Genomic DNA, 21340 nt, shown 5'->3' with positions numbered 1-21340 from the left:
GGACCACGTAGATCGAGACCAGGTGCACGCGATGCGGATGACGTTGTTCCGTCAGTTGGTTCAGGAGCGGGACTGGACCACCATCGAGACGTTCAGCACTCATTTCGTCAGAGCCCGAGGGGAACTAGCGCAACTGCCCGGGAACAGCCGTTTTGCGGGCGTCTCCGTCGCACGCCGCACCTTCGACCGGTGGATGGCCGGTGAACTGAAGGGCCTGCCGCAGCGGGACACCCGGGCCATCCTCGAGCACCTCTTCCAGCAGCCCGTGACACGGCTCTTCGGCGCTGCCGATGATGGTGGTGAGCACGGGGCCGCCGAGCTCGATGGAGCGGACGTTCCCGCTGCTTCCCAGTGCCTCCTCGGGTCGGGACCGGTGCAGGGGGGAATCCTCCCCCCAAGCCCGTTCCTCCCGCAGGAAGGCGCAGACGTGCACCGACGCCAGCTGCTCCGGGTGGGGAGCGCCGTAGCGGCACTGCCTCTCCTCCCCGGGCCCGCCAAGGGCTCCGTGAGTCCGCGCCTCGGGCGGATGACGCCGGACCAGTCAGAAGCCCTGCTCGTACATCTGCGCGAGATGTGGCATCTGCTCGTCCAGAGCGACAATCTCCTGGGGCCTCTCCACGCTCTCACCGGCGTTCATCAGAACCTCGGCGTACTCCAGGAGCTTCTCGAGCACGCCGGTCCTCACCTGCGCGGCGAAGCGCTGCTCCTGGCCTCCCGCTATGCCGAGTCCGCGGCCTGGCTGCATGAGGACTGCGCCGCCGACGACTCGGACACCGCACAAGCCGAATACTGGACCAACCAGGCGATGGCCTGGGCTGTCGAGGCCGGCGACGACGTGATGACCGCGTGGACCCTGTTCCGACGGGCCCAGCAGGCGACCGCCAGCGGCCACGCCGCCCCGAGCATCAGCCTGTCCCGCGCCGTCCAACGCTACGACCATGTCCTCACTCCGCAGATGCGCGCCGCCGCTCTCCAGCAGGAGGCCCACGGATACGCCCTCGCCGGTGAGGAAGTCGCCTGCCACCGGCTGATTGATCAAGCCGAGGCCTTCGCCGCACAGCCCCAAGGCGCGGGGGACGGCCGCAGTGGGCACGGCGACTTCGCGACCCCGGCGTACCTGGAGGGGCAGCGCGCGAACTGCTGGCTGCTCCTGGGGCGCTCGGATCGCGCCGTCCCGATCCTGTCGAACGCTCTCGCCGCCATGCCCCATGTCTACCGGCGCGACCGCGGTCTACTGCACGCCCGCCTTGCTACCGCTCATGCGCGGACCGGCGACGTGGACCAGGGCGTCGACCATGCCCGCCAGGCGCTCGTCGTCGCCCGAAGCGGAGGTTCGACGCGAATCCTCCATGAGACGATCGCAGCCGTCGACGCGATGCGCTCCGCCTCTGACACCCCCGGGGTGGCCGAGTTGATCCGGGCCGTCGCACAGAGCTGAGGGAGGGGCAGTGCCCACGTCGGTGGAGCTGGCGGCGATGCGTCGCGCCATCATCATCTCAGCGAGCGGCCTTGGCGCCACCAGTCCGAACCCGGCCGTCGGCTGCGTGATCCTTGATGACGCTGGGCGCACGGTGGGCGAGGGGTACCACCCGCGCAAGGGGGACCCGCACGCCGAGGTCAACGCGCTCGCTGCCGCCGGGGCCCGCGCCGCAGGTGGCACGGCGGTAGTGACGTTGGAGCCGTGCAACCACGACGGCCTCACGCCGGCCTGTCACCAAGCCCTCCTGGACGCCAAGATCGCGCGCGTGCTGATCGCGGTCATGGACCCCACTTCCCGCGGTGCGGGCGGAGCCGCGCGCCTGCGCCAGGCCGGCGTCGACGTCCAGACGCACGTCCTAGAGGAGGAAGCCCTGGTCGTGCTCGGCCCTTGGCGCACCTCCTTGTCGCACCAGCGTCCCTTTTTGCACCTGATGATCCAGACGGATCCTGCGGGCTACCCCGCCGCTCTCACTGCTGAAGCGCACGCCGAGATCGAGCTCGAGCGCCAGGCACACGATCTACTGATCTCCCTCGACGGCTCGGCCGAGGAAGGCCAGATCGGCAGTCACGGGAGCCGGTTCTCGGTGCCCGCCCAGCTGGTGCCCGACGAGCCAGCAGACGCGGTTGCCGCGCTGACCGAGGCCGGAGCCCGCTCCGTTCTGCTAGTCGGGCCCTCGAAGCTGGGCGAGCGCCTGCTGTGTAAGGCGTTGGTGGACCGCCTCACGCTCTTGGTGCCGGTTCTGGAGCCAGCGCAGGCCGCGGCCACGACTCTCGCCCCGCTGCTCCCTGACGGCTATGTCCTGTCCCGCATCACGCGCGCGGGCAGCCAGCTCGTGGTCTCCGCCGAGCGCGGCTGACCGCCGCTGGTCATCGCCGGCGGTGTCATCGCGGCACGGTGTTGTCGGGAATGAGCGCCCGGACGGGCTTTGCCTTATCCGCGGGAAGAGCCGGATCGGCGCCCCCACACGTGCTGGCACCTGATGCCGCGCTCGACGTCCTGGAGCGAGGGCTTGCGCGGTGCGCCGCAGGTGCTGCATTCGCTCGGCCAGGGCATGGAGCGGGCGCCGGGAAACCGGGTCTTGGGCTCGTACCCCGCTGCACGCATCGTTTCCTCGTGCTCACGCTCTTCGGCGGTCAACGGGGCACGGTCCACCGGCGGAATCGGCTGGCTGCTCGCCGCGGACGGGGGCGACAAAGACTCGTTACTCGGGGGGAACCCACCGATCAGCAGTCCCAGGCTTATCCAGCGCTTCGGCTCTTTCTCGTGCATCTCGGGTCCTGTCTGTGACGGCGCGGTCAGGGTCTCGGTGCGGCGTCCCACTTGGTGATCCAGGGGGACGACTCCGCCGGCAAGAGCGATGCTCAGGGCTGCAGTTCCTTGACGGGCTGACGTGACGCCGCTTCTCTGACCTGTGTCCGGAGGCCGGCGTAGACGTCGTCGACGATGCCGAGCTCCAACTCTGTAAGCGGATCGCCCAGGCAGTTGAAGTTCTCCTCCACCTGCTCCCCGGTGCTGAATCCGGCAACGACCACGCACTGATCTCCGCGTTGCAGGCTCGAGCGCAGGGCCAGACGCCCGAGGGTGCCGGGAGCGTCCCCGAAGTGATGGCGGAGGACATGCAGCTGCTCGTCGACCCGCTCCCTGAGCCAGGGCATCAGCCCGGCACGTCGAGGAGGAACGGACGCGGGTGAAGACTTGCTCACGGTTTCATTTCCGACGAGCACGCCATGGGCCAGCGGAGCCGCCAGCACCAGGCCGACGCCGTTTCGCGCCGCGAACGTGAACAGGTCCTGGCCGTCGAGTGAGACCGCTGGGGTGAACGCGTTGAACCGCGTCCAGACCACGTCCGGCTTGATCAGCCGGAACAGGTACAGGAACCGGTCCGCCTGGGCCGCCCACTCCTCGGGGGAAGCCGCGTAGTGCGTGAAGGGTCCGCGCATCCCGATCGCCCTGATCGCCTTCACTTCCCGAAGCGTGCGCATCGCGTCGATGGCGTTGCCCAGGTAGCGGTCCCCCGGACCGAAGTCGAAGCTGTCCAACGTGTAGAGGTGGAGCTCCTCGGCGTACAGGTTCTCCAGGGTCTGTTCAAGCTGGTGGTGGATGTGCCGGCCCGCGTACGGATGCTCTGCGCTGCCGCGTATCTGTCCGACCTTGCTGCTCAGTTGTAGGGCCAGGTCCGGGTTCTGTCGCGAGAACTGGCCGAGTACGCGCTCCGAGTGCCCGGAGCCGTAGGAGTCGGCCGTGTCGAAGAACGTGGCACCCCGCTCGACCGCGCGGTGGAGCCCCGCAAGGAACCGGCCGGCCCTCACCGATCCGTCCGGGAGCGTGTGATCTGTGGGGACGTCACAGTGGAGTCCGAGCGGGTGGGTGAGAATGCCGCGGCACAGGTGGCGGACTCCAAGGTCATGAGCGGTCACGCGGCACTCCCTGCCAGGCAGAAAGCGGCGGTCACGACCTTGCCCTCGTGAGCGGGTTCGACCCCCCAGCCGTTGGCGAATGCGTCGATCAGGAACAGGCCCCGGCCGCTCTCCGACAGGTCCGCTCCACCGGTCGTGGCACTCACCTCGTCCTGCAGGTCAGCCAGGAGACTGCCAGGAGCGGTGGGAATGGCAGTGGTGTCCCTTCCGCGGTCAACGACGCCCACGATGACGCCCCTCTCGTAGAGGTCAAGCGTGAGACATACAGGCCCACCCGCATGCCGGATCGCGTTGGTGAGGAGCTCGATGACGACCAGCACGGCATCGTCGATCCGCCCCTGGTCGGTCCGCCCGGTGAGCACCCGGCGGACCGTCTTGCGAGCCCACACCAGCGGTTCCTCCCTGGCGGTCAGCGCGAAGGCATGGTGGTCGACCAGTGGCCCCAGGGGCAGTTCCCGGATCAAGTCGGCTGCTGTCGGCGGCACCTTCGTCTCCTTGCGTGTCGAGACGCCTTGTGGCGCGGGCCGGAATCCCGACCCGCCCCCAACCCTGGCCGACCGGCTGCGGCACCGGTACGCCAAACCTTGGCCACGTTGTGGCCATCTCTCCCGTCGGCGATTCAGCTCGTCGTGTCCGCGAGGGCCAGAGCTCCCCTTCACCACCCCTCCGCAGGGCCCGTCGGCGTGGCGACGCTCTGGACTTCGGGGGCTGGCGACCTGCCAGGACGCGGGGATTCACGCGCCCGCCTGCGCACCAGTTCGGATCTGGCCGTCGAGTCTGGCGGTCAACGGGTGCGGCTCCTCCAGGCAGGCGGTGCGGTCCAGGACGAGCGCGGCGGCGCCTTCGACACCGTTCCCGCCATCTGACGCGCGCACCGTGCCGAAACTCTCCCAAATCGCCCACGCTGATCACCCGCGCCATAGGGTGCTCCCCGCGCTCCAGGCGGCTTGGCGGCCTGAAGCCTGCAGGCGCCCCCGTTGCCATAGCGCCTATAAGCACGCGAAACGTCAGCTTCGTGAGTCTGCTCAGCCGGGCGATGTCAAGCGGTTCCGGGAAGGTGGCCGCGAGATGGCCACGCACCGATCTCGCTCCGTCGTCAGCCCATCGGATGGGCAATTCGACCCCCTTTGCGCCCCGGGCGGAGGCAGAGGAAGGGGTACGGCGCAGCCCTCACGTGCTCGATATGGCCATGAGGTGGCCACGCTTTGGCGTACCGGTGCCGCGGCGAGGCGATCACGCTTAGTTCCGGATGAGTTCCGCACCCGAAACCGCCGCCCGTACCCCTTCAGGAGTCTCGATGAGCCTCACCGCCTTCGCCCCTCGGCGGGCGCGGCCTGCCGTGGAAGTCCCCTACCTGTGGTGGGGGCCACGGATGGCGGACAAAGACGCCTCTCTGGAGGTCAGTTCCCTCGTCGCCGGCGCGCACCGAGACGTCCACCTGGTACTGGGCGATGACAGGCCTCTCCCGGCTCTGCAGGCCGATGTCGACCAGCTTCTCGTCAGCTTCGCCGTTCATCTCGAGAGCCTGCTCCGGATCGTGGACGTGCGTGCCGAGACGACCTCACGGATCGCTCGGATGCAGCTTCTGGGGCGGCTGCCCCGACCCCTGGGTCACATGGAGTCGCGGATCCGCCTGGTGATGGCTGCCGAATGCGTCCAGGACGTTCTTGCTCATCTCCGTCCCGAGGGTGCGCCTCGGGCACGACCTGAGCCCCGCCGTTGGCGTTGGCGGTTGCTCGCCCGACGACTCTCCCGCCCAGCCGTGAATTCCCGCTGGGCCCGTGACCGTGAGGAAGCGCATGTCTGAGCACCGCCGGCCGACTCAACTCCGCCGTCGCGCACCCGGATCGGTAGCACTGACCCAGTCCTCGCTGCGTGGGCTGGTCCTGCGGCCGATGCTGGGGGCCAGTGTCGCTGCCGTCGCCGCCGGGGCGGCTTACCAGACAGGACAGCTTCCTCTCCCGGTGGCGGCTTCCAGCGCGGCCGCGGTCTGGCTCGGCATGACCTTCTACGGCGTGCGCCGCGCCGACGCCGCCCTCGCGGGTGCCAACCTGCACCTGGAGAACGTGGTGATCGGCCTCGAAGATCTGCGCACAGCGGTGAGCGAGGCCATGGAGCGGGCGGGGACGGGAACCTCCAACGGCACCCCGGCCGCAGCACCGTCGCTGTTCAGCGGCTCTCTCAGCGCCGACCCCGTAGTCGCCATCGAGCAGTTGCTGTTCGTCGTGCGGGGCGAGGTGGAGCAGGCCATCGCCAGTGCCGCGCAGCTCCAACAGAACAACGCTCTGGAAGAGCGTGCGCAGACGGACCTGCTGCGCACGATCGCTCAGCGGCAAAGCGCGCTGATTGCCCGCGCGTTGGAAGCCCTGGACAAGGCGGAGAGCAGCGTCGAGGACCCCGACATCCTCGACAGCTTCTTCCGCATCGATCATCTGGTGACGCAGCTGCGCCGATCGGCAGAGAACATCGCGGTCCTGGGCGGCCAGCCCCTCGCCGGCCGCAGCCGTACGCCGCTGCCGGTGTCCACCGCCCTGCGCCGCGCTGTCGAGGAGATCGAACGGTACGACCGGGTCCAGATCACGCCGCCCCCGGACAAGCTGGCCTTCCCCGGTCACGTGGGCCCGGATCTCGTGCATCTCCTGGCCGAGCTCCTGGAGAATGCGGTCCGGTTCTCCGACTCCCGCACCCGCGTTGTCCTGACTGCGACCGAGGAGCAAGGCGGCCTGGTGATCGCCATCCGCGACCAAGGCATATCCATGCAGCCCGCCCAAATGGACGAGCTGAACGCGCAGTTGGACGCACCCGACACCGTGGATGTGTACGCGCGGCTGAGAGCGGGCGCCATCGGCCTGGTGGTTACCGGCCAGCTCGCCCGGCGCTGCGGCATCCGGGTCCAACTGCGCGCCAACCACGACGGCCCCGGGACGACCGCCTTCGCACTCATCCCGAACTCCGTCTTGACGACCGCCCCCGCGCCCCAGGTTCGGAGCGAACCCACACCGGCGCGCGCCGCGACGCCGTACGGGGCACGCCCCGAGCCGCTGGCGCACCACGGTGACTACGGACGGACGCACCCAGCCAGCGCCCCTCAACCGAGCCCCATGGATGCGGCATCGGCCCCGCGTCAGCACACGGCCGTGGCCCCGACGGAAGGGCGCATCCCTCTGCCCGTCCGCCCGGCCCAGCCCACCCCCCAAGGCCCGGCTCGCACCGCCGCTGCGCCGGTGACGAGCAAAGGTCCCACGCCCGGACTCTTGGCGTCGTACCGCCAGGGTCAGCGGGCAGCGCAGCACCGCCCGGACGGCGAGTAACCCCCCTACCCCCGATCTGGAGAGATCCCATGTCGCAACACACCATCGAGCTGAGTCCCCTTGGCCAGATGCTGGCGGACTTCGTCGACCACACCCCCGGGGCTGTCGCATCCGTCCTCGTCTCGTCCGACGGACTGGTGGACGAATTCCATGGCCTCCCGGAGGAGGGCGCCGACCGCCTGGCCGCCGCGGTCAGCGGGTTCGCGTCTCTGGCCAACGGCGTATTCCGGGACGCCCCCGGCGAGGTGCAGCAGACCGTGGTCGAGCATGACTCCGGCACGCTGTTCGTCATGCGGGCGAAGGTTCCGCAGCAGGTCGCAGGCAAGGTCGGGAACCTTCTGGCGGTACTCACCAACGAGACGGCCGATGCGGGCGTGGTCGGCTACGCGATGCTCCAGTGGATCGACAGGATGCACGAGCATCTGCTCAACCCCGTCCGCACCGTGCCGCGGCCGGTCCAGTGACGTGGTCCGCTCTCACCCTGACCCGGCCGCTGAGGCGGTCGGCTCGCGGTTGCGCCCCTACACGCTCACCGGGGGCCGCACCCGGCCCGACTACCCACTTCAGCTGGACACCTTTCTGGCGGCGCGCCCCGCGCCGGCCGACGTCGAGCTCGGGCCTGAGAGCGAGTGGATCCGGCTGCTGTGCGCGACGCCCCGGGCTGTCGCTGAACTCGCCTCGAGCTTGGGCCAGCCCGTCCAGGTCGTCAAGATCCTTGCCTCCGATCTGCTGCACCTGCAGGCCCTGGTCGTCGCGGAGCAGAACGATGACGGCCCCACCCGAGAACTATTGGAGACGGTCCTTGTCCGGCTACGTGCCCTCTGAGGCGGCACCCTCGCGCCTGCGCAAGCTCAAGATCGTGGTGTCGGGAGGTTTCGGCACCGGCAAGACGACGATGGTCGGCGCGATCAGTGAGGTCCGGCCCCTGTTCACCGAGGCCCCGATGACGCAGGCCAGCGAGGGCATCGACCGGCTGGATGGGGTGGAGTGCAAGACCACCACCACCGTGGCCATGGACTTCGGACGGGTCACCCTCGCGGGGCCGGGGGCCGAGCCGGACATCGTGCTGATGCTGTTCGGCACCCCGGGGCAGGACCGGTTCAACAGCATCTGGGACGACCTCTCCTACCGCGCGGCCGGCGCGGTGGTGCTGGTCGACACCCGCCGTCTGGAGGACGCCTTCGCGGTCGTGGACTACTTCGAGGGCAAGCACCTGCCCTTCCTAGTCGCGGTGAACCTGTTCGACACCGCTCCGCGCTACCTGCTCGACGAGGTCCGCCAGGCTCTTCGCCTCGGCGCGCACGTCCCGGTCCTGGCCTGCGACGCCCGGAAGCGCGAGTCCGTCCGCGACGTCCTTTCCGATCTCTTGGTCCATGCCTTGTCCCACCTGCCCGCCTCTGCACACGCCGCCCTAGGAGCCCGCCCGTGATTCCCGTCCTCGGCACCCCACCAGCCGACGCCCGCATACACCTGCTGAGCCAGCTCGGCATGGACCACCCGGACCCGCAACTGGACGCCCTGGCGACCGAGTTGGCGGCCGAGGCCGGCGCGCCGTACGCCATCGTCAACGCGTTCAACCCGGCCACCGGTCGTCAGGAGTTCGTCGGTCTGTCGGCGCCCCCCGCCAACGGGCTGCCGCAGGTGGAGCGGTCGATGGCCCCCGACTGGGGCTACTGCCCCGAGGTCGCCCGCCGCACCACCGCCCTGGTGCTGCCCGATGTCTTCGCCAAGCCGCGCTTCGCCGTGAACCCCGTCGTCGACCAGCTCGGCATCCGCACCTACGCCGGCGCCCCTCTCATTCACACGCATCCGGACGGCTCGGGCGGCGAAGTTTTCGGCACCGTCTGCTTCGTCGGATTGGAGCGGATGGACCGGTCCACCGGACAGGCATCCCTCGCGCTCATCAAGCAGTATCGCGACCGCGTACAGCAGCTGGTCTACCAGCGCTCCGGCATACCGCTTCCGTAGCTACCGCTTCGCCGACGACACCCAGCCCGGGTGTCCCTTTGGAGGGGAATTCAGTGTCCGAGTCGTATTTGACCGACCGCCACCTGCAACTCCGAGACGAAGTACGCGCCTTCGCCGAAGCGTTCGTCGCGCCCCGCGTCGCGGACATGGAAGCCAGCCGCGAGATCGAGCACGCCCTCGCGGGCGACATCGCCCGCCGCGGCTGGGTCGGCGCCACGATCGGCAAGGAATACGGCGGGATGGCGGTCGGCCACCTCGCCAAGACCGTCATCGTCATGGAACTCGCCCGGGTGAGTGCCGCGATGGGCGCGATGGTGCAGGCCTCGCAGCTCGGCACTGCGAAAATCGTGCACTTCGGCACCCCGGAGCAGAAGAACATCTGGCTGCCAAGGATCGCCGCCGGTACATGCCTGCCCACCATTGCGGTCACTGAGGAGGTCTCCGGCAGTCACGTACTGGGCATGGAGATGACCGCCGAGCGCGACGGCGACGACTACGTCCTCAACGGCGCCAAGGTCTACGTCGGCAACTCCCATGTCGGTGACCTGCACGGGGTGGTGGCCCGCACTGGTGAAGGTTCCCAAGGTCTGACCGCCTTTCTCGTGGAGTCCGACCGCCCCGGTCTGACCCTCTCCCCACCCCAGCCGACCCTCGGCCTGCACGGCTTCTCCTTCGGCGAGCTGGTCTTCGACAACTGCCGCATCCCCGCCACCAACCGTCTCGGTGCCGAAGGAGACGGCCGGGACGTCGCCTACTCCTCCAGCATCCTGTACGGCCGGCCCAACCTCACGGCCGTGGCCCTCGGGATACACGAAGCCATCCTGGAGACCACCACGGCCTTCTGCCACGAGCGCATCCGCTACGGCAAGCCCCTGCACGAGCTGCCGACCGTCCGCGCCAAGCTCGGCCAGATCCAGTCGCGCCTGATGACCGCCCGGCTCACCGCCTACCACGCGGCAGGCCTCCTCGACCGCCACCGGCCCGAGGACGACGCCCCCGAGGCGCGCACCGACTTCTCCTCGTGTGACGCCGAATTGATGAATGCCAAGTACGTCAACACGGAGTACGCGCTGGACTCCGCCCGCACCGCGATGGAGATCCACGCGGCCGCGGGACTGCACACCAACCGCCCCATGGAGCGCTACCTGCGCGACGCGCACCACATCTACGCCCCCGCCGGCACCTCCGACATCCAACTGCTGAGGCTGGCCGAGACCGCCCTGGGCCTCACCAAGGGCCAGTACTCCCGCCGCTTCACCGGATCGGGCCTCGCCGGCCGCGCCGCCACGGCTGTTCCGGCCTGACCCGGCGCCGGACGTACCCCCGCGTCCCGTCCCCCTCTCCCTGGAGATTCCCGATGCCCACGCACACTTCCGCCCCCAGCTGTTCCGTCAGCCTGTTCGACGAACGCGTCCTTGCCGACCCCTACCCCACCTACACGGCGCTGCGTTCTACGGGCCCGGCCGTCCACCTGGAACAGCACGGAGTGTGGGCCGTGCCTGGTTACGCCGAAGTCCATGCCGTCCTGAAGGACCCGGTTACCTTCAGTTCGGACGGCGGGGTCGCGCTCACGGAGCAGGCCAACTCCGGAATCCTCGCCGACTCGATGATGGCGCGCGACGGCGAGGAGCACGCCCGGCTGCGCCAGGTACTTGCGCGGCGTCTGTCCCCACGGGCGGTCTCCAAGCGCCGTGAAGAGCTCTCCTCGCGCGCTCACCGCCTGGTCGCCGACCACACCAGGACCGGCTTCTTCGAATCCGTCGCCCTGGCCCGGCAGATGGTGTGCGAGACCTCCGGGAGCCTGGTGGGGCTCACCGAACCCGAGAACTCCGTCCTGCTGGCCGGCACCTTCGACGTGTTCGGCCCTGACAACGACCGCTTCCGCCAGGCCCTCCCGGAGGCCGCCGCGATGCGCGCCGCTCTGGAGCGGGCCCTCAGCCGCGAGACCGTCGCCCCTGACTCCCTGGCCGCCGCGGCGTACACCGCAGTCGACCGCGACAAGCTCACCGAGCCGGAGGCCGTGGCGCTGACCTGCGATTACGCGACTGCCAGCGTCGACACCACCGTGCTCGGACTGGTCGAGACGATCGCCCGGCTGGCCCAGGACCCCGTTCAGTGGACCCGGCTACGCAAGGACCCCGACCGGGCGGAGGCGGCATTCCATGAGGCGCTGCGTCTCGATGCCCCGATACAAGGACGCGGGCGGATCGTGACCCGCACCACCGCCCTGGGCGGCGTGCGGATCGAGGCCGGTGAGCAACTCTGGCTGCTCTACGGCTCCACGGGCCGCGACGAGCGCAAGTGGGGCGCGCGTGCCGATACCTACGACCTGGTTCGCCCCTTTGCCGACCGGCATCTGGCCCTGGGCGAGGGCTCACACCAGTGCCCGGGTGTGTCGCTGGCCCTGATGCAGGCCCGCTGCCTTCTGCGGGCGCTCGCGCACCGGTGCGCACACCTGGCACCAGCGGGCGACCTCGTCCGCGCCCTGCACAACACGGTGCGCGGCTACACCAGCGTGCCGGTCGCTGTCGAGCTCTCTCCGCACGCCGGGAATGCCACGTCACCCTCAGCCGCGAGGAGGCCAAGGTGAACTCATGTATCTCGGAGGGCTTACCACGCGAGTCTGACCTCGCTGACCTGCTGCTTCTCCACAGCGGAGGCGTCTTCCGCGTCGGCCCCGGCCTCGACGCCATCGTCGTGCCCGAGCCCTTGGCCCATGACGCCCTTGACATCATCGGCGGGCACCCGGCCGACCCGGTGGGGGCCGTCGCCGCGCTCGCCGACGGATGGGTGTTCTTCGTCCCCGAGGAGTCGGACGACCCCAACTGGCCCGAGCCTGTTCGCTACCTGCGCGGCGGCTCCACGATCAGACTCCCGCCGCCGCCCGGTGCCCCCGAGGCGCACGACCACGCCCGGTGGATCCGCTGGCCCCACTGCGGGCGCGTGTTCACCGCCCCCCTGCTCCTTCAGTTCACGCTGCATGCCCTCGGCAAGCGGATCCTCACTTCCTGACCAGGAGAGTCCCGTGCACACCCCAAGTCTTCCAGCCACCCCGGGCAGGCCCGTCGCCTCCCCGAGGCGCGCGATCCATCGGAGCCCGCTCTACATCGCCCCCCATGAGGGCGAGTTCCTGTGCGACGTCGACGTGCTCTTCGACGAGCACGGGCACGTCTACTACGCAGACGAGCGTCCCGAGGACCGCGACATCGACGGCATTCTGTGGGAGCGGTGGGGCGGAGTGCCGTCCGGCCCCGTGGCGATGGCGCACCACCATCCCGCACGGCAGCGCGAGGTGATGGACGCGGGCCCGAAGTGCGGGATCTGCGGGGGCGAGCCGGACCGTGATGAGCGCGGGGTGCTCTGGTTGCTCCACGTGGACGCCGACACCCGCGCGACCCTGACCTTCCCTGGGGACATCACGACCGCCACCCCCGCGGTCTGCCGCACAGACGCCTTCCATGCTCTGCAAGCCTGCGAGGTCCTGCAGGAAGGGTTCATCGCGGTGCGCGTGCAGGAGGCCGAGGTCGTCGGCGTCCGCGGCACCGTGTACTCCGCCACCGAGCCGCCTCTGCTCGAGCAGGTCGTACGGCTGGACGACGATGCCATCAACCGGGTGGTGGCACGCCAGCTGATGCGCCAGCTGCGCGACGCGGAGCTCGACGAGACCACGCTGGCCACGGCTGGCCGGCGAACCCGCACTCGCTCTGGCGGGGCCACGTTGGACGTCCCGGGGCCGACGTGGGGATGACGACGATGCGAAAGCCACGCAAGGCGGCGCTGTTCGACTTGGACAGCACCCTCACCGACCACGCAGCTGCATTCGCCCGGTGGGCGGAGGAGTTCTGCGCTTCCACCGGCATCCCAGTGCCCGAGCTGATGCGAGCCGAGACGTGCCATGCCGGCGCCCGTCACGCGTTCTTCGCGGAGATCAAGGGTGCCTTCGGGCTCCGGCGATCCATCGCGTCGCTGCACGCCGACTACCGGCGTCGCTCGACCGAGCTCGTGCCCTACCGTCCCGAGGTCTGCGCCGCCATGCAGCAACTCGCCGACGACGGCTGGGAACTGGGCGTCGTCACAAACGGAGCTCCCGACACGCAGCGCCGCAAGCTCGAAGTCGCGCGCCTGGCCTGCTACTTCGGCTCGGTCGTGATCTCCGGCGAGTACGGCGTTCGGAAACCGGGCGTGGTCCTGTTTCAGATCGCGTTGGACGAGCTGGGTGTCGATGACCCCGCCCACGGCGTGATGACCGGCGACTGTCTCGTCGCCGACATCGGCGGTGGACAGCGTGCGGGACTGCGCACCGTGTGGATCGCCGACGGGCGCACACGTCATGACCTCGACCCTGAACCCATTCACGTTGCGCAGGACGTGGTGCAGGCAGCCGCCTGGCTGCTCGGCAACCCGCCCCGTCCGGCTCGCACCTCTCCCCTGTCGCTCTTGGGCGGGTGAATCAGCTGTGCGAGGCAAGGACATCGCCCGGCTGGCCACCTTCGTGATCGCCATCGCGGTGATCATCACCGCCGCACAGCTGCATACCCCGCTGTAATCCGCGCCGAGGTCGGGGCCGCCTGCCCTGTGCTGCGCCGGCCTCACCGCACCACCTGGCGCCCGCGTCCCGCGGGCGTCGAGCCGCACGACCCGATAACCACCACGGTCCCCCGCGGACCACTGACCAGAACGGACTTCCATGGCTGGGCGTATCGAGGACTACGCACTGATCGGTGATCTCCAGACGGCCGCACTCGTCGGCCGTGACGGGACGATCGACTGGTTGTGCCTGCCCCGGCTCGACTCGGAGGCCGTGATCGCCGGACTTCTTGGCACCCCGGACAACGGCTACTGGCGTATCGGCCCGTCGGTGTTCGGAGTCGGCCCGAGCCCTGCGGCCGACCGCCGTTCCTACCGCGGGGACTCGCTGATCATGGAGTCGGAGTGGGACACCCCGACCGGCACGCTGCGGGTCACCGACTTCATGCCGCCGCGCACGGACGACGACGACAGCCCGCGCGTGGTCCGGGTTGCCGAAGCCGTCACCGGAACTGTCACCGTCGACGTCGCCCTGTCCTTGCGCTTCGACTACGGCAGGGTGGTGCCCTGGGTTCAGAAGACCGACGACAACCGCATCTCCGCGGTTGCAGGCCCTGACGCGGTATGGCTCGACACCGAGGCGGAGACCCACGGCGAGAAGCTGACCACTCGCTCCCGCCTCACGCTCGCCGAGGGCGAGCGCGTCACGTTCACCCTTAGCTGGCAGCCCTCGTACAAGGGCCCGCCGGGCAGGCTGGACGTTGACCAGGCCTTCGAGGACACCGAAAAGTTCTGGGCGGACTGGGTCTCACGGTGCACCTACAACGGCCGCTACCGGGCCTCGGTCATCCGCTCGCTGATCACGCTGAAGGCGTTGACGAACCCGCTGACCGGGGGGATCGCCGCCGCGGCGACCACCTCGCTGCCGGAGGAGATCGGCGGCGTCCGCAACTGGGACTACCGCTTCGTCTGGATCAGGGACGCCGCAAAGATCCTGTCGAGCTTCTTGCGGGCCGGCTACCTCGACGAAGCCCGTGCCTGGCGGAAGTGGCTGCTGCGCGCGGTCGCCGGCGACCCGGAGAACCTGCAGATCATGTACGGCATCGCCGGAGAACGCGATATGCCGGAGACCACGCTGGACTGGCTCGTCGGCTACGAGGCGTCGGGCCCGGTCCGCATCGGCAACGGAGCCGCCGGCCAGCGCCAGCTCGACGTGTACGGCGAAGTCATCGGAACCCTTCACCTGGCCGCTCAATGCGGTCTCGAACGTGACGAGACCAGCAACACCCTGCTGCTCGAGCTCGTGCGGTCGGTCGAGCTGCACTGGGGTGAACCTGACGCGGGCATCTGGGAAGTACGCGGCCCGAACCAGCACTTCGTGCACTCCAAGGTGATGGCCTGGGTCGCGGTCGACCGGGCCGTCAAACTCGTCGAGGACGGCCACGCCGACGGCCCCGTCGAGCAGTGGAGGCAGCTCCGCGACACCATCCACCTGGACATCTGCACCAACGGCTACGACGCCGAACGCAACACCTTCACCCAGTACTACGGCAGTCAGGAACTCGACGCCGCACTGCTGCTCATCCCCCAGGTGAACTTCCTGCCGGCGGACGACAAGCGGGTCATCGGCACGATCGAGGCCGTCCAGAGGGAACTCTCCACCCCTGACGGGTTACTCCTGCGCTACCCGACCAACGGCGACGACCCCGGTGTGGACGGGCTGCCGGGAGATGAGGGAGCGTTCCTCGTCTGCGCGTTCTGGATGGTCAAGGACCTCGCGATGATCGGCCGCCACGACGACGCACGGACCTTGTTCGAGCGCCTACTCGCCCTGAGCAACGACGTCGGGCTGCTGGCCGAGGAATGGGACCCACACCTGCAGCGCCAGCTCGGGAACTTCCCCCAGGGCTTCAGCCACAAGGGAATCGTGGAGGGCGCCCTCGAACTGGAACTCGGTGAACAGCGGGCATCGCTCCTCGCAGGTGCGTCCCGATGAGCCTGAACGCCACTGCCGAAGGCTTACCCACCTCGACCGCGCCCGCCACGGATCCCGTTGGCGACAGCGCCGTTGTCCCCAAGGACGTCACGGTCTTGACCACCGGCCGCGTCGACCGCGCCTTCCATGACGACCTGAAGTCCCACTACGCACACCACCCCGACATCGCGGTCGTGCTGGTGGCCGGCCGCGTCACCGCGCACGACATCGTCGCTGTCGCGCCGTACGGCGTCGCGGCGGTGGTGCGATCCGCCGAGCTACACGATGACCCGGACCTACTCACGGGCGTGAAATCCCTGGTGGCTGACGGCGGTCACCGCCTTCCCACCGGTGTGGGCAGCCGCATCCGGACCGCCGCGGCCGCGCCACTCGGCCGGCCCGGCGTACTCCTGACGCCGCCGGAGGTCGCCGTCCTGGTCCTCGTGGCAGAGGGGCTCTCCCGTACCGGCATCGCCCGGCGCCTCCATCGGGACGACGAGCATGTCCGGTACACGCTCAAGAGCATCTTCGGGCGGCTGGGCGTAGAACGGCGGGCCGAGGCAGTCGCCTACGCCGCCCGCGAGGGGCTTCTGTGGGGCCCCGACCGGGAGGCGCCGTGAGCACTCCGCCCACTCGGCCGGCACACGCCGGAGCGCTCGACGCCGCCACCCCGGCACCAGCACCCTCACTGCGCGGCCACCGCAGCTTCCAGGCGTACTGGCTCGGCGAGGCAACGGCCCTGGCCGGCTCATCGGTCTCAGCCGTCGCTCTTCCCGTGATCGCGGCGATGGAACTCGATGCCACCCCGGGCCAGGTCTCCATGCTCGCCTCCACCGTGATGGCACCCGGGTTCCTCCTCGCGTTGCCCGCCGGCGTTGCGGGCGACCGCTGCTCCAAGAAGCGGCTGATGATGGGCACGGACCTGGCCGCGGCCGCGGTCGTCGCAGTGGTCCCCGCCTGCTGGGCCGCCGGAACGCTCTCCATGCCGGTCCTGTACTGCGTGGCCCTCCTGCTGGGGGCGCTCACCGTGCTGCACCAGGCCGCGGCGATCGCCATCGTGCCGGAGCTGGTGGAACCGCACCTCGTGCCCGCCGCCAACGCCCAGGTGATGGCGGCCTTCGCGGTCGCGGGATCCGCCGGCACCTACGGCGGGACCGCCGCCGTCAGCCTGCTCGGTGCCGCCCGCTGCCTGCTCCTGGACTCGGCGTCCTACCTGATCAGCGCCTGGTGCGCCTCGCGCATCTCCACCATCCGCACAGCCCGGCATCCGGCCGGGCCGCGCCCCGGGATGATCACGTCGATCCGTGAGGGCATCGCGCACGTCCTGCGCGATCCGCTCCAGCGGCCCCTGGTCCTGACCATGGCCTACCACGCGTTCGCCGAGGGCATCGTCGTGACGTACTTCGCGTACTACCTGCTGACCGAACTCCACTACGGCAGTGCCGGTCTCGGACTGGTGCTGGGCGCGGTTGGGGCGGGCAGTCTCGTGGGCGCCCTGGTCGCCGGCCGGCTGGTAGACCGGATAGGGCCCGGGGCCGTCCTGCTCCTCGGCTTCGCCGCGTACCCGATATGCGGGACGCCGATCCTTCTTGCCCGCTCCGGGCACGGCTGGTTGATCGCCTTGGGGACCGCCGCTGCCGTTCAGGCGGTGGCGGTCACGGCGGCCGCGTCCACACAGAGGTCGCTCCGCACAATTGTGCCCACGGCATCTTCAGTCCCGTGTCCAGCAGACCTCTGTGTGGCTGGTCGCCGGAGCCCGCCTTCTGGCAACCGTGGCGGCGGGCGCCGTCGCCGCCGTGGTCGGTGTGTGGGCGGCGCTGCTGACCGGCATGGTGCTTCTTCTCGGTCCGGTGGCCCTGCTGTGGGTCTCCCCTGTCCGCCATCTGAAGGTCATGCCCGGTACCGCTACAGCGCTGCCCGATCCCGCCAGTCGATCGCTGGAGGAAGGCGGAGACCGTGTCCACTGATCGCGCCCGGCACGACGCAGTCTCCTCTCCCGTGCTGCAGGGGCACAACCTGCGCCGAGCCTCCTCCATGTCCTGTGTCCCCGCCTCGAAGGAAACTCCCGTGAACGTCTCGGGCCCCCCGGCCACCCGCTCCATTCCGCGCCGCGAGCAGCAGTCCTGCTTCCCGCGACGGCACCCACGCACTGAACCCCGCGGAGAGGTATCGGGAACTGCCCTGAGCGACCTGCCCTTACGCATATCGGTGACGTTGGCGGAGCTCCTTCTCGCCTTACGGGTGCCCCTTCCCGGATTCGTCACGGCCGGACCGTACGCCGCGTTCCACGACGCCTACGTGCGGCCCCGACCGGTCCGTGCATGGGGCGAGTTGACGACGGCGGGAGGCTCGGCATGAACGCCGCAACGGCGCTCCCGCGTCCCCGTGCGGCGCAGTCGCACCTGGGCGCGCTGCGACGCACGCAGTTGGAGACGGTCCTGCGGGACGTCGCGGGCGAGACGCGGTTCGCGCTCTACGTCCTGGTCGGCCCGCGGCAGGATCCCGCACCCCGTCTCGCCGCCGCGCAGGCCCTCGCGACACGGCACGGCTGGACGGTCGCGGACCGCACCTTCGATCTCACGGGGCCGACCCACCCGGCCACGAGACCGCAGCTCGCCCGGCTGCTTGGCGCGGCCCGGCGACGGGAGATCCACGGCATCCTCGCCGCCTCCCGGATCGACATCAGCGACGACGACAGGGAGTACGCCGCAATGCTCGCCCAGATCCGGGACGCGGGCGCCGCGCTCGCCCTCGCGCGCGAGGAGAACGTGCTGTGACCTCGCCCAGAACGCGCGCAGCTGCCGTGACGACACCGAGCCCGAAGCCGCCCCCTGAGCGCCTTGACCTGCCCGTCATCGAGAGGGGCAAGAAGCTGACCGGCGCCAAACGGGAGAAGTTCGCGAAGAAGGTGGTGGCCGCCTACCGCACCCCTGGTCGCCGGGTCACCATCCGCGAGATCTGCGAGGCTACGGGGCGGTCGTACGGCGCCATCCACTTCGTCCTGAGCGAGGCCGGAGCCACCAGGCGCGGGCCCCGCAACGGCGGTGCGGCAGGGCAGGTGGAATCGTGACCGGCCCCCGCCAGCCCGTGCCGGGATATCCCGCTCTCGCCGAGGACCTGCTGGGCCGCCAGCAGCGCGCCAGGGAGCACTGGCGCACGCCCGGCGCCGAACGCCTGGCCATGACGCCGGACGCGCTCGCGGCCCTCGACCAAGCCCAGCAAGAATGCACCGCCGGACTGAAGCGGATCGTCGAACGGCTCGGGCAGTGGCCCGGCCGCAGCACCGTGGGTCCGGAAGCCTGCCAGGCCGCCGTGAACATCGCGGTGCACAGCGACCACAACCCGGCGCTCCAGCGGACGCTGCTGAGCCTGCTCCGCAAGGCCGTGGATGTTGGCGACGCCACCAGCGCCCAACTCGCCCACCTGCACGATCGCTGTCTCGTCAACGCCGGACAGGCCCAGGTGTACGGCACCCAGCACTGGTTCCGCCTCGATGGCCGGCTCGAACCGCACCCGATCTCCGGCCCCGCCCAGCTCGACACCCGCAGGGCCAGTGCTGGACTGCCGCCCTACGACGACCAGTCCCGCGGTCTGCGCGAGCGCCACGGGCCCCACGCCTCGATATCCGTCTCCGCTGCAGCGGAGCCCGCCCCTCTGCCCGAAAGGCACGCGGCATGAACGCAAGCACGATCACCGCGCTGAACTGGAACGTCGAAAAGGGCATCAACTGGGAGGAGGCTGCTGCCTGGGTGCAGCAGCAGGACCCGGACATCTTCTTCCAGCAGGAGGTCCAGCCCGGACAGCTTGGCGTCCTCGCCGAGAGTCTGGGCATGGACGGGTACATCGCCGTCCACCGGCCCGGCAGCAACAACGACAACGCCATCTTCGTCAAGCGCGGCGGCCCGCTCGCCTTCGTCGAGGAGTACGAGCAGAGTTGGGCCCCCTGGCATGCCCCGGCCAACATCGCGGTGAAACTGCGCGACGACGATGGCACCTTCAGCCCGCGGCAGATCAGCTGCGTCAGCGGGCACGCATGCTACTGGTCCGCGGAGTACCGACTGTCCGAAGCGAAGTGGTGCTCCACCCTGGCCAAGCCCGGCTGGCTCGCGCTCCACTTCTGGGACTGGAACAGCTACCGCGCCGACGAGGGCGGTCCGTGGGAGGGCTACGACGACCTCGCCTTCGTAGCCAACCGCACCTACTTCGAAGGCGGCCGGCGGCACACCGACGACCGCCCGGACCGCGAGATGCTCGCCGCCGGATACGTCGAGATGGGCCGCCACGCCGCCGAGCACCTCGGCCAGCCTGATGCCCTGGACCCCTCCTCCGGCTACCGCGACCACCCCGGCCGGCCGAAGGGACCCAGGTACTGCATCGACCGCGGATACCTCAGCGCGGAACTCGCCCCCGTCCTGGCCGGCTTCACCGTCTGCGACACCCCGGAACTGCGTCGGCTGTCCGACCACCTGCCCCTGCGCGCCGAGTTCGATGTGGCGCAGTTGCGCTCCATCCTGCACCGGCCCGCCGCGATGTATCAGCCGCACGACAACCGGTGCGCCGTGTCCGCCCACGGCCATCACCCGGCGGCTGCTGGCGGTGCGGCATGACCATCAGCGTTCGGCTGGGTACGTACAACCTGCTCAATGGCGGCGGTGAGCGCTGGCGCGCCCAGGCGGAGTTTCTGCGGGCGCAGAACCTGGACGTCCTGTGCCTGCAGGAGGCGAAGAGGTGGGACGAGGGCGGCTATGCCCGCATGCTCGGCTTCGCCGAACTGCTGGGGATGCAGGCCCGGTTCGCTCCGTCCAACAGCCACAAGTGCCACCTGGTCACCCTTTTCCGGTGGCCCCGCGTGCGGTGTACGGCGTTCCACCCCGATGTCGCAGAAGGCACCTTCCACCATGCTGTCTCCCGCGCCCACCTCACTGTGGACGGCCACGAACTCACCGTGCTCAACACCCACCTGGCCCCCTTCAACGGCGGCAGCCGCGCCCGCGAAGCCGACTGGCTGACCGAATACGGCGCCGCCGGCCGGCGCGTCGTCCTGGCCGGAGACCTGAACGTCCAAGGCCTCGTCGACGAGGAGCTGGAGGACTGGGGAGTCATTCCGGCCGAACTGCACTCCCGCCACCGGTCGCAACTGCCCGACGGCAGCTACGGCGCCAGTGACCGCCTGGCGATGGCCAAGCTCGTGAACGCCGGTTTCACCGATCCTGTAGCAGCGCTCGGCATCCCGGTGCCACGCACGGCCGGCTACTGGAGCGACGCCGAGCGGTGGGACCACCGCTCGGATCACATCCTCCTCGCGCCGGGCCTCGCTCCCGCCCTGACCGGGTGCGAGGTCCCCGACACCGAGGAAGCCCGGAGCCTGAGCGACCACCTGCCGTTCATCGTCACGCTCGAACTGCCGCAGGCGGATGCAGCATGATCCACGTCAGGTGCCCTGCCCCGTGTGCCGCCCTCACTGCCGGTGTGGCAGAGCAGACGTGGCGGCCCATGCGGGCGCGCTCCGGCCGGGTCAGCCGGGCGTGGAGACGATCGGACATCGGACTCTCCTGGTGTCGTCGTGCTGAGTCCGATCCCGGCCGGGGCGTCACGGCCCGTCCCGTTCATCACCCTGCACGAGGGCGCACGACTGTCCCGGCAGTCCCTGACCTCGCCTCGG

The 21340-nt window shown here is 69.9% G+C and carries 24 protein-coding genes; 20 read left to right on the top strand and 4 right to left on the bottom strand.

Features of this window, described 5'->3' with window-relative positions; genetic code table 11:
* The first annotated feature begins 31 nt into the window (after nucleotides 1-31).
* On the top strand, nucleotides 32-1438 hold the full coding sequence (locus tag ABEA77_RS03135; RefSeq protein ID WP_345640765.1) for an NsdA family TPR-like regulatory protein: 1407 nt from the start codon (nucleotides 32-34) through the stop codon (nucleotides 1436-1438).
* 10 nt (nucleotides 1439-1448) lie between these two features.
* Nucleotides 1449-2336 carry a bifunctional diaminohydroxyphosphoribosylaminopyrimidine deaminase/5-amino-6-(5-phosphoribosylamino)uracil reductase RibD gene (ribD, locus tag ABEA77_RS03130; protein WP_345640762.1) on the top strand — a complete coding sequence of 296 codons (888 nt, stop codon included), beginning with the start codon at nucleotides 1449-1451 and terminating at the stop codon, nucleotides 2334-2336.
* A 505-nt stretch (nucleotides 2337-2841) separates the two neighbouring features.
* Here the strand turns inward: ribD and ABEA77_RS03125 are convergent.
* The 4 genes from ABEA77_RS03125 to ABEA77_RS03110 form a co-directional block, all read right to left on the bottom strand.
* The gene (locus tag ABEA77_RS03125) at nucleotides 2842-3897 is read right to left on the bottom strand and encodes an aldo/keto reductase (RefSeq protein ID WP_345640760.1); all 1056 of its coding nucleotides are present in this window, start codon (nucleotides 3895-3897) and stop codon (nucleotides 2842-2844) included.
* A complete protein-coding gene (locus ABEA77_RS03120) occupies nucleotides 3894-4382 on the bottom strand; it encodes an ATP-binding protein (RefSeq protein ID WP_345640758.1) in 489 nt (162 codons plus the stop codon). The genes ABEA77_RS03125 and ABEA77_RS03120 overlap by 4 nt, the downstream gene beginning before the upstream one ends.
* 249 nt (nucleotides 4383-4631) lie before the next feature.
* A complete protein-coding gene (locus ABEA77_RS03115) occupies nucleotides 4632-4772 on the bottom strand; it encodes a hypothetical protein (protein WP_345640755.1) in 141 nt (46 codons plus the stop codon).
* 410 nt (nucleotides 4773-5182) lie between these two features.
* A complete protein-coding gene (locus ABEA77_RS03110; protein ID WP_345640752.1) occupies nucleotides 5183-5413 on the bottom strand; it encodes a hypothetical protein in 231 nt (76 codons plus the stop codon).
* 283 nt (nucleotides 5414-5696) lie between these two features.
* On the opposite strand from ABEA77_RS03110, the gene ABEA77_RS03105 reads away from it, so the two are divergent.
* The 18 genes from ABEA77_RS03105 (at nucleotide 5697) to ABEA77_RS03020 (ending at nucleotide 21103) form a co-directional block, all read left to right on the top strand.
* Nucleotides 5697-7208 (top strand): sensor histidine kinase, encoded by a 1512-nt coding sequence (locus ABEA77_RS03105; RefSeq protein ID WP_345640749.1) that lies wholly within the window; start codon nucleotides 5697-5699, stop codon nucleotides 7206-7208.
* 29 nt (nucleotides 7209-7237) lie between these two features.
* Nucleotides 7238-7672 (top strand): roadblock/LC7 domain-containing protein, encoded by a 435-nt coding sequence (locus ABEA77_RS03100; protein ID WP_345640747.1) that lies wholly within the window; start codon nucleotides 7238-7240, stop codon nucleotides 7670-7672.
* 49 nt (nucleotides 7673-7721) lie between these two features.
* Nucleotides 7722-8033: a DUF742 domain-containing protein gene (locus tag ABEA77_RS03095; RefSeq protein WP_345640745.1), complete on the top strand. Its 312-nt coding sequence runs from the start codon at nucleotides 7722-7724 to the stop codon at nucleotides 8031-8033.
* Entirely contained in the window at nucleotides 8011-8637 is a 627-nt protein-coding gene (locus ABEA77_RS03090; RefSeq protein ID WP_345640742.1) for a GTP-binding protein, read from the top strand. Before ABEA77_RS03095 ends, ABEA77_RS03090 begins: the two co-directional genes overlap by 23 nt.
* Nucleotides 8634-9176: a GAF domain-containing protein gene (locus tag ABEA77_RS03085; RefSeq protein WP_345640739.1), complete on the top strand. Its 543-nt coding sequence runs from the start codon at nucleotides 8634-8636 to the stop codon at nucleotides 9174-9176. The genes ABEA77_RS03090 and ABEA77_RS03085 overlap by 4 nt, the downstream gene beginning before the upstream one ends.
* Before the next feature lie 53 nt (nucleotides 9177-9229).
* Nucleotides 9230-10480 carry an acyl-CoA dehydrogenase family protein gene (locus tag ABEA77_RS03080; RefSeq protein ID WP_345640736.1) on the top strand — a complete coding sequence of 417 codons (1251 nt, stop codon included), beginning with the start codon at nucleotides 9230-9232 and terminating at the stop codon, nucleotides 10478-10480.
* 53 nt (nucleotides 10481-10533) lie between these two features.
* The gene (locus ABEA77_RS03075; protein WP_345640733.1) at nucleotides 10534-11766 is read left to right on the top strand and encodes a cytochrome P450; all 1233 of its coding nucleotides are present in this window, start codon (nucleotides 10534-10536) and stop codon (nucleotides 11764-11766) included.
* Complete coding sequence (locus ABEA77_RS03070; RefSeq protein ID WP_345640730.1) at nucleotides 11763-12188, top strand: hypothetical protein; 426 nt, start codon at nucleotides 11763-11765, stop codon at nucleotides 12186-12188. Before ABEA77_RS03075 ends, ABEA77_RS03070 begins: the two co-directional genes overlap by 4 nt.
* A gap of 13 nt (nucleotides 12189-12201) precedes the next feature.
* A complete protein-coding gene (locus tag ABEA77_RS03065) occupies nucleotides 12202-12924 on the top strand; it encodes a hypothetical protein (protein WP_345640727.1) in 723 nt (240 codons plus the stop codon).
* 5 nt (nucleotides 12925-12929) lie between these two features.
* Entirely contained in the window at nucleotides 12930-13625 is a 696-nt protein-coding gene (locus tag ABEA77_RS03060) for an HAD family hydrolase (protein WP_345640724.1), read from the top strand.
* Between the two features lie 238 nt (nucleotides 13626-13863).
* Nucleotides 13864-15699: a glycoside hydrolase family 15 protein gene (locus ABEA77_RS03055; protein ID WP_345640722.1), complete on the top strand. Its 1836-nt coding sequence runs from the start codon at nucleotides 13864-13866 to the stop codon at nucleotides 15697-15699.
* Entirely contained in the window at nucleotides 15696-16298 is a 603-nt protein-coding gene (locus tag ABEA77_RS03050; RefSeq protein ID WP_345640719.1) for a helix-turn-helix transcriptional regulator, read from the top strand. The genes ABEA77_RS03055 and ABEA77_RS03050 overlap by 4 nt, the downstream gene beginning before the upstream one ends.
* A complete protein-coding gene (locus ABEA77_RS03045) occupies nucleotides 16295-17749 on the top strand; it encodes an MFS transporter (protein WP_345640718.1) in 1455 nt (484 codons plus the stop codon). Before ABEA77_RS03050 ends, ABEA77_RS03045 begins: the two co-directional genes overlap by 4 nt.
* Nucleotides 17750-18032: 283 nt before the next feature.
* The gene (locus ABEA77_RS03040; protein ID WP_345640715.1) at nucleotides 18033-18455 is read left to right on the top strand and encodes a recombinase family protein; all 423 of its coding nucleotides are present in this window, start codon (nucleotides 18033-18035) and stop codon (nucleotides 18453-18455) included.
* Nucleotides 18452-18748 carry a helix-turn-helix domain-containing protein gene (locus tag ABEA77_RS03035; protein WP_345640713.1) on the top strand — a complete coding sequence of 99 codons (297 nt, stop codon included), beginning with the start codon at nucleotides 18452-18454 and terminating at the stop codon, nucleotides 18746-18748. Before ABEA77_RS03040 ends, ABEA77_RS03035 begins: the two co-directional genes overlap by 4 nt.
* Nucleotides 18745-19356: a DUF6624 domain-containing protein gene (locus ABEA77_RS03030; protein WP_345640710.1), complete on the top strand. Its 612-nt coding sequence runs from the start codon at nucleotides 18745-18747 to the stop codon at nucleotides 19354-19356. Before ABEA77_RS03035 ends, ABEA77_RS03030 begins: the two co-directional genes overlap by 4 nt.
* The gene (locus ABEA77_RS03025) at nucleotides 19353-20285 is read left to right on the top strand and encodes a hypothetical protein (RefSeq protein ID WP_345640709.1); all 933 of its coding nucleotides are present in this window, start codon (nucleotides 19353-19355) and stop codon (nucleotides 20283-20285) included. Before ABEA77_RS03030 ends, ABEA77_RS03025 begins: the two co-directional genes overlap by 4 nt.
* Nucleotides 20282-21103, top strand: coding sequence for an endonuclease/exonuclease/phosphatase family protein (locus ABEA77_RS03020; RefSeq protein WP_345640706.1), 822 nt, complete (start codon nucleotides 20282-20284; stop codon nucleotides 21101-21103). The genes ABEA77_RS03025 and ABEA77_RS03020 overlap by 4 nt, the downstream gene beginning before the upstream one ends.
* Nucleotides 21104-21340 lie beyond the last annotated feature (237 nt).

This window comes from Streptomyces tremellae, from assembly GCF_039540215.1.
Lineage (GTDB): Bacteria > Actinomycetota > Actinomycetes > Streptomycetales > Streptomycetaceae > Streptomyces > Streptomyces tremellae.
This window is presented reverse-complemented; position numbering and strand designations above follow the sequence as displayed.

Bases quoted from the DNA above. Each gene is read 5' to 3' on its own strand.
- ABEA77_RS03135 (WP_345640765.1), top strand. From the start codon at position 32: ATGCGGATGACGTTGTTCCGTCAGTTGGTTCAGGAGCGGGACTGGACC.
- ABEA77_RS03110 (WP_345640752.1), bottom strand. From the start codon at position 5,413: ATGAACGGCGAAGCTGACGAGAAGCTGGTCGACATCGGCCTGCAGAGC.
- ABEA77_RS03105 (WP_345640749.1), top strand. From the start codon at position 5,697: ATGTCTGAGCACCGCCGGCCGACTCAACTCCGCCGTCGCGCACCCGGA.
- ABEA77_RS03100 (WP_345640747.1), top strand. From the start codon at position 7,238: ATGTCGCAACACACCATCGAGCTGAGTCCCCTTGGCCAGATGCTGGCG.
- ABEA77_RS03075 (WP_345640733.1), top strand. From the start codon at position 10,534: ATGCCCACGCACACTTCCGCCCCCAGCTGTTCCGTCAGCCTGTTCGAC.
- ABEA77_RS03060 (WP_345640724.1), top strand. From the start codon at position 12,930: ATGCGAAAGCCACGCAAGGCGGCGCTGTTCGACTTGGACAGCACCCTC.
- ABEA77_RS03055 (WP_345640722.1), top strand. From the start codon at position 13,864: ATGGCTGGGCGTATCGAGGACTACGCACTGATCGGTGATCTCCAGACG.
- ABEA77_RS03050 (WP_345640719.1), top strand. From the start codon at position 15,696: ATGAGCCTGAACGCCACTGCCGAAGGCTTACCCACCTCGACCGCGCCC.
- ABEA77_RS03040 (WP_345640715.1), top strand. From the start codon at position 18,033: ATGAACGCCGCAACGGCGCTCCCGCGTCCCCGTGCGGCGCAGTCGCAC.
- ABEA77_RS03025 (WP_345640709.1), top strand. From the start codon at position 19,353: ATGAACGCAAGCACGATCACCGCGCTGAACTGGAACGTCGAAAAGGGC.
- ABEA77_RS03020 (WP_345640706.1), top strand. From the start codon at position 20,282: ATGACCATCAGCGTTCGGCTGGGTACGTACAACCTGCTCAATGGCGGC.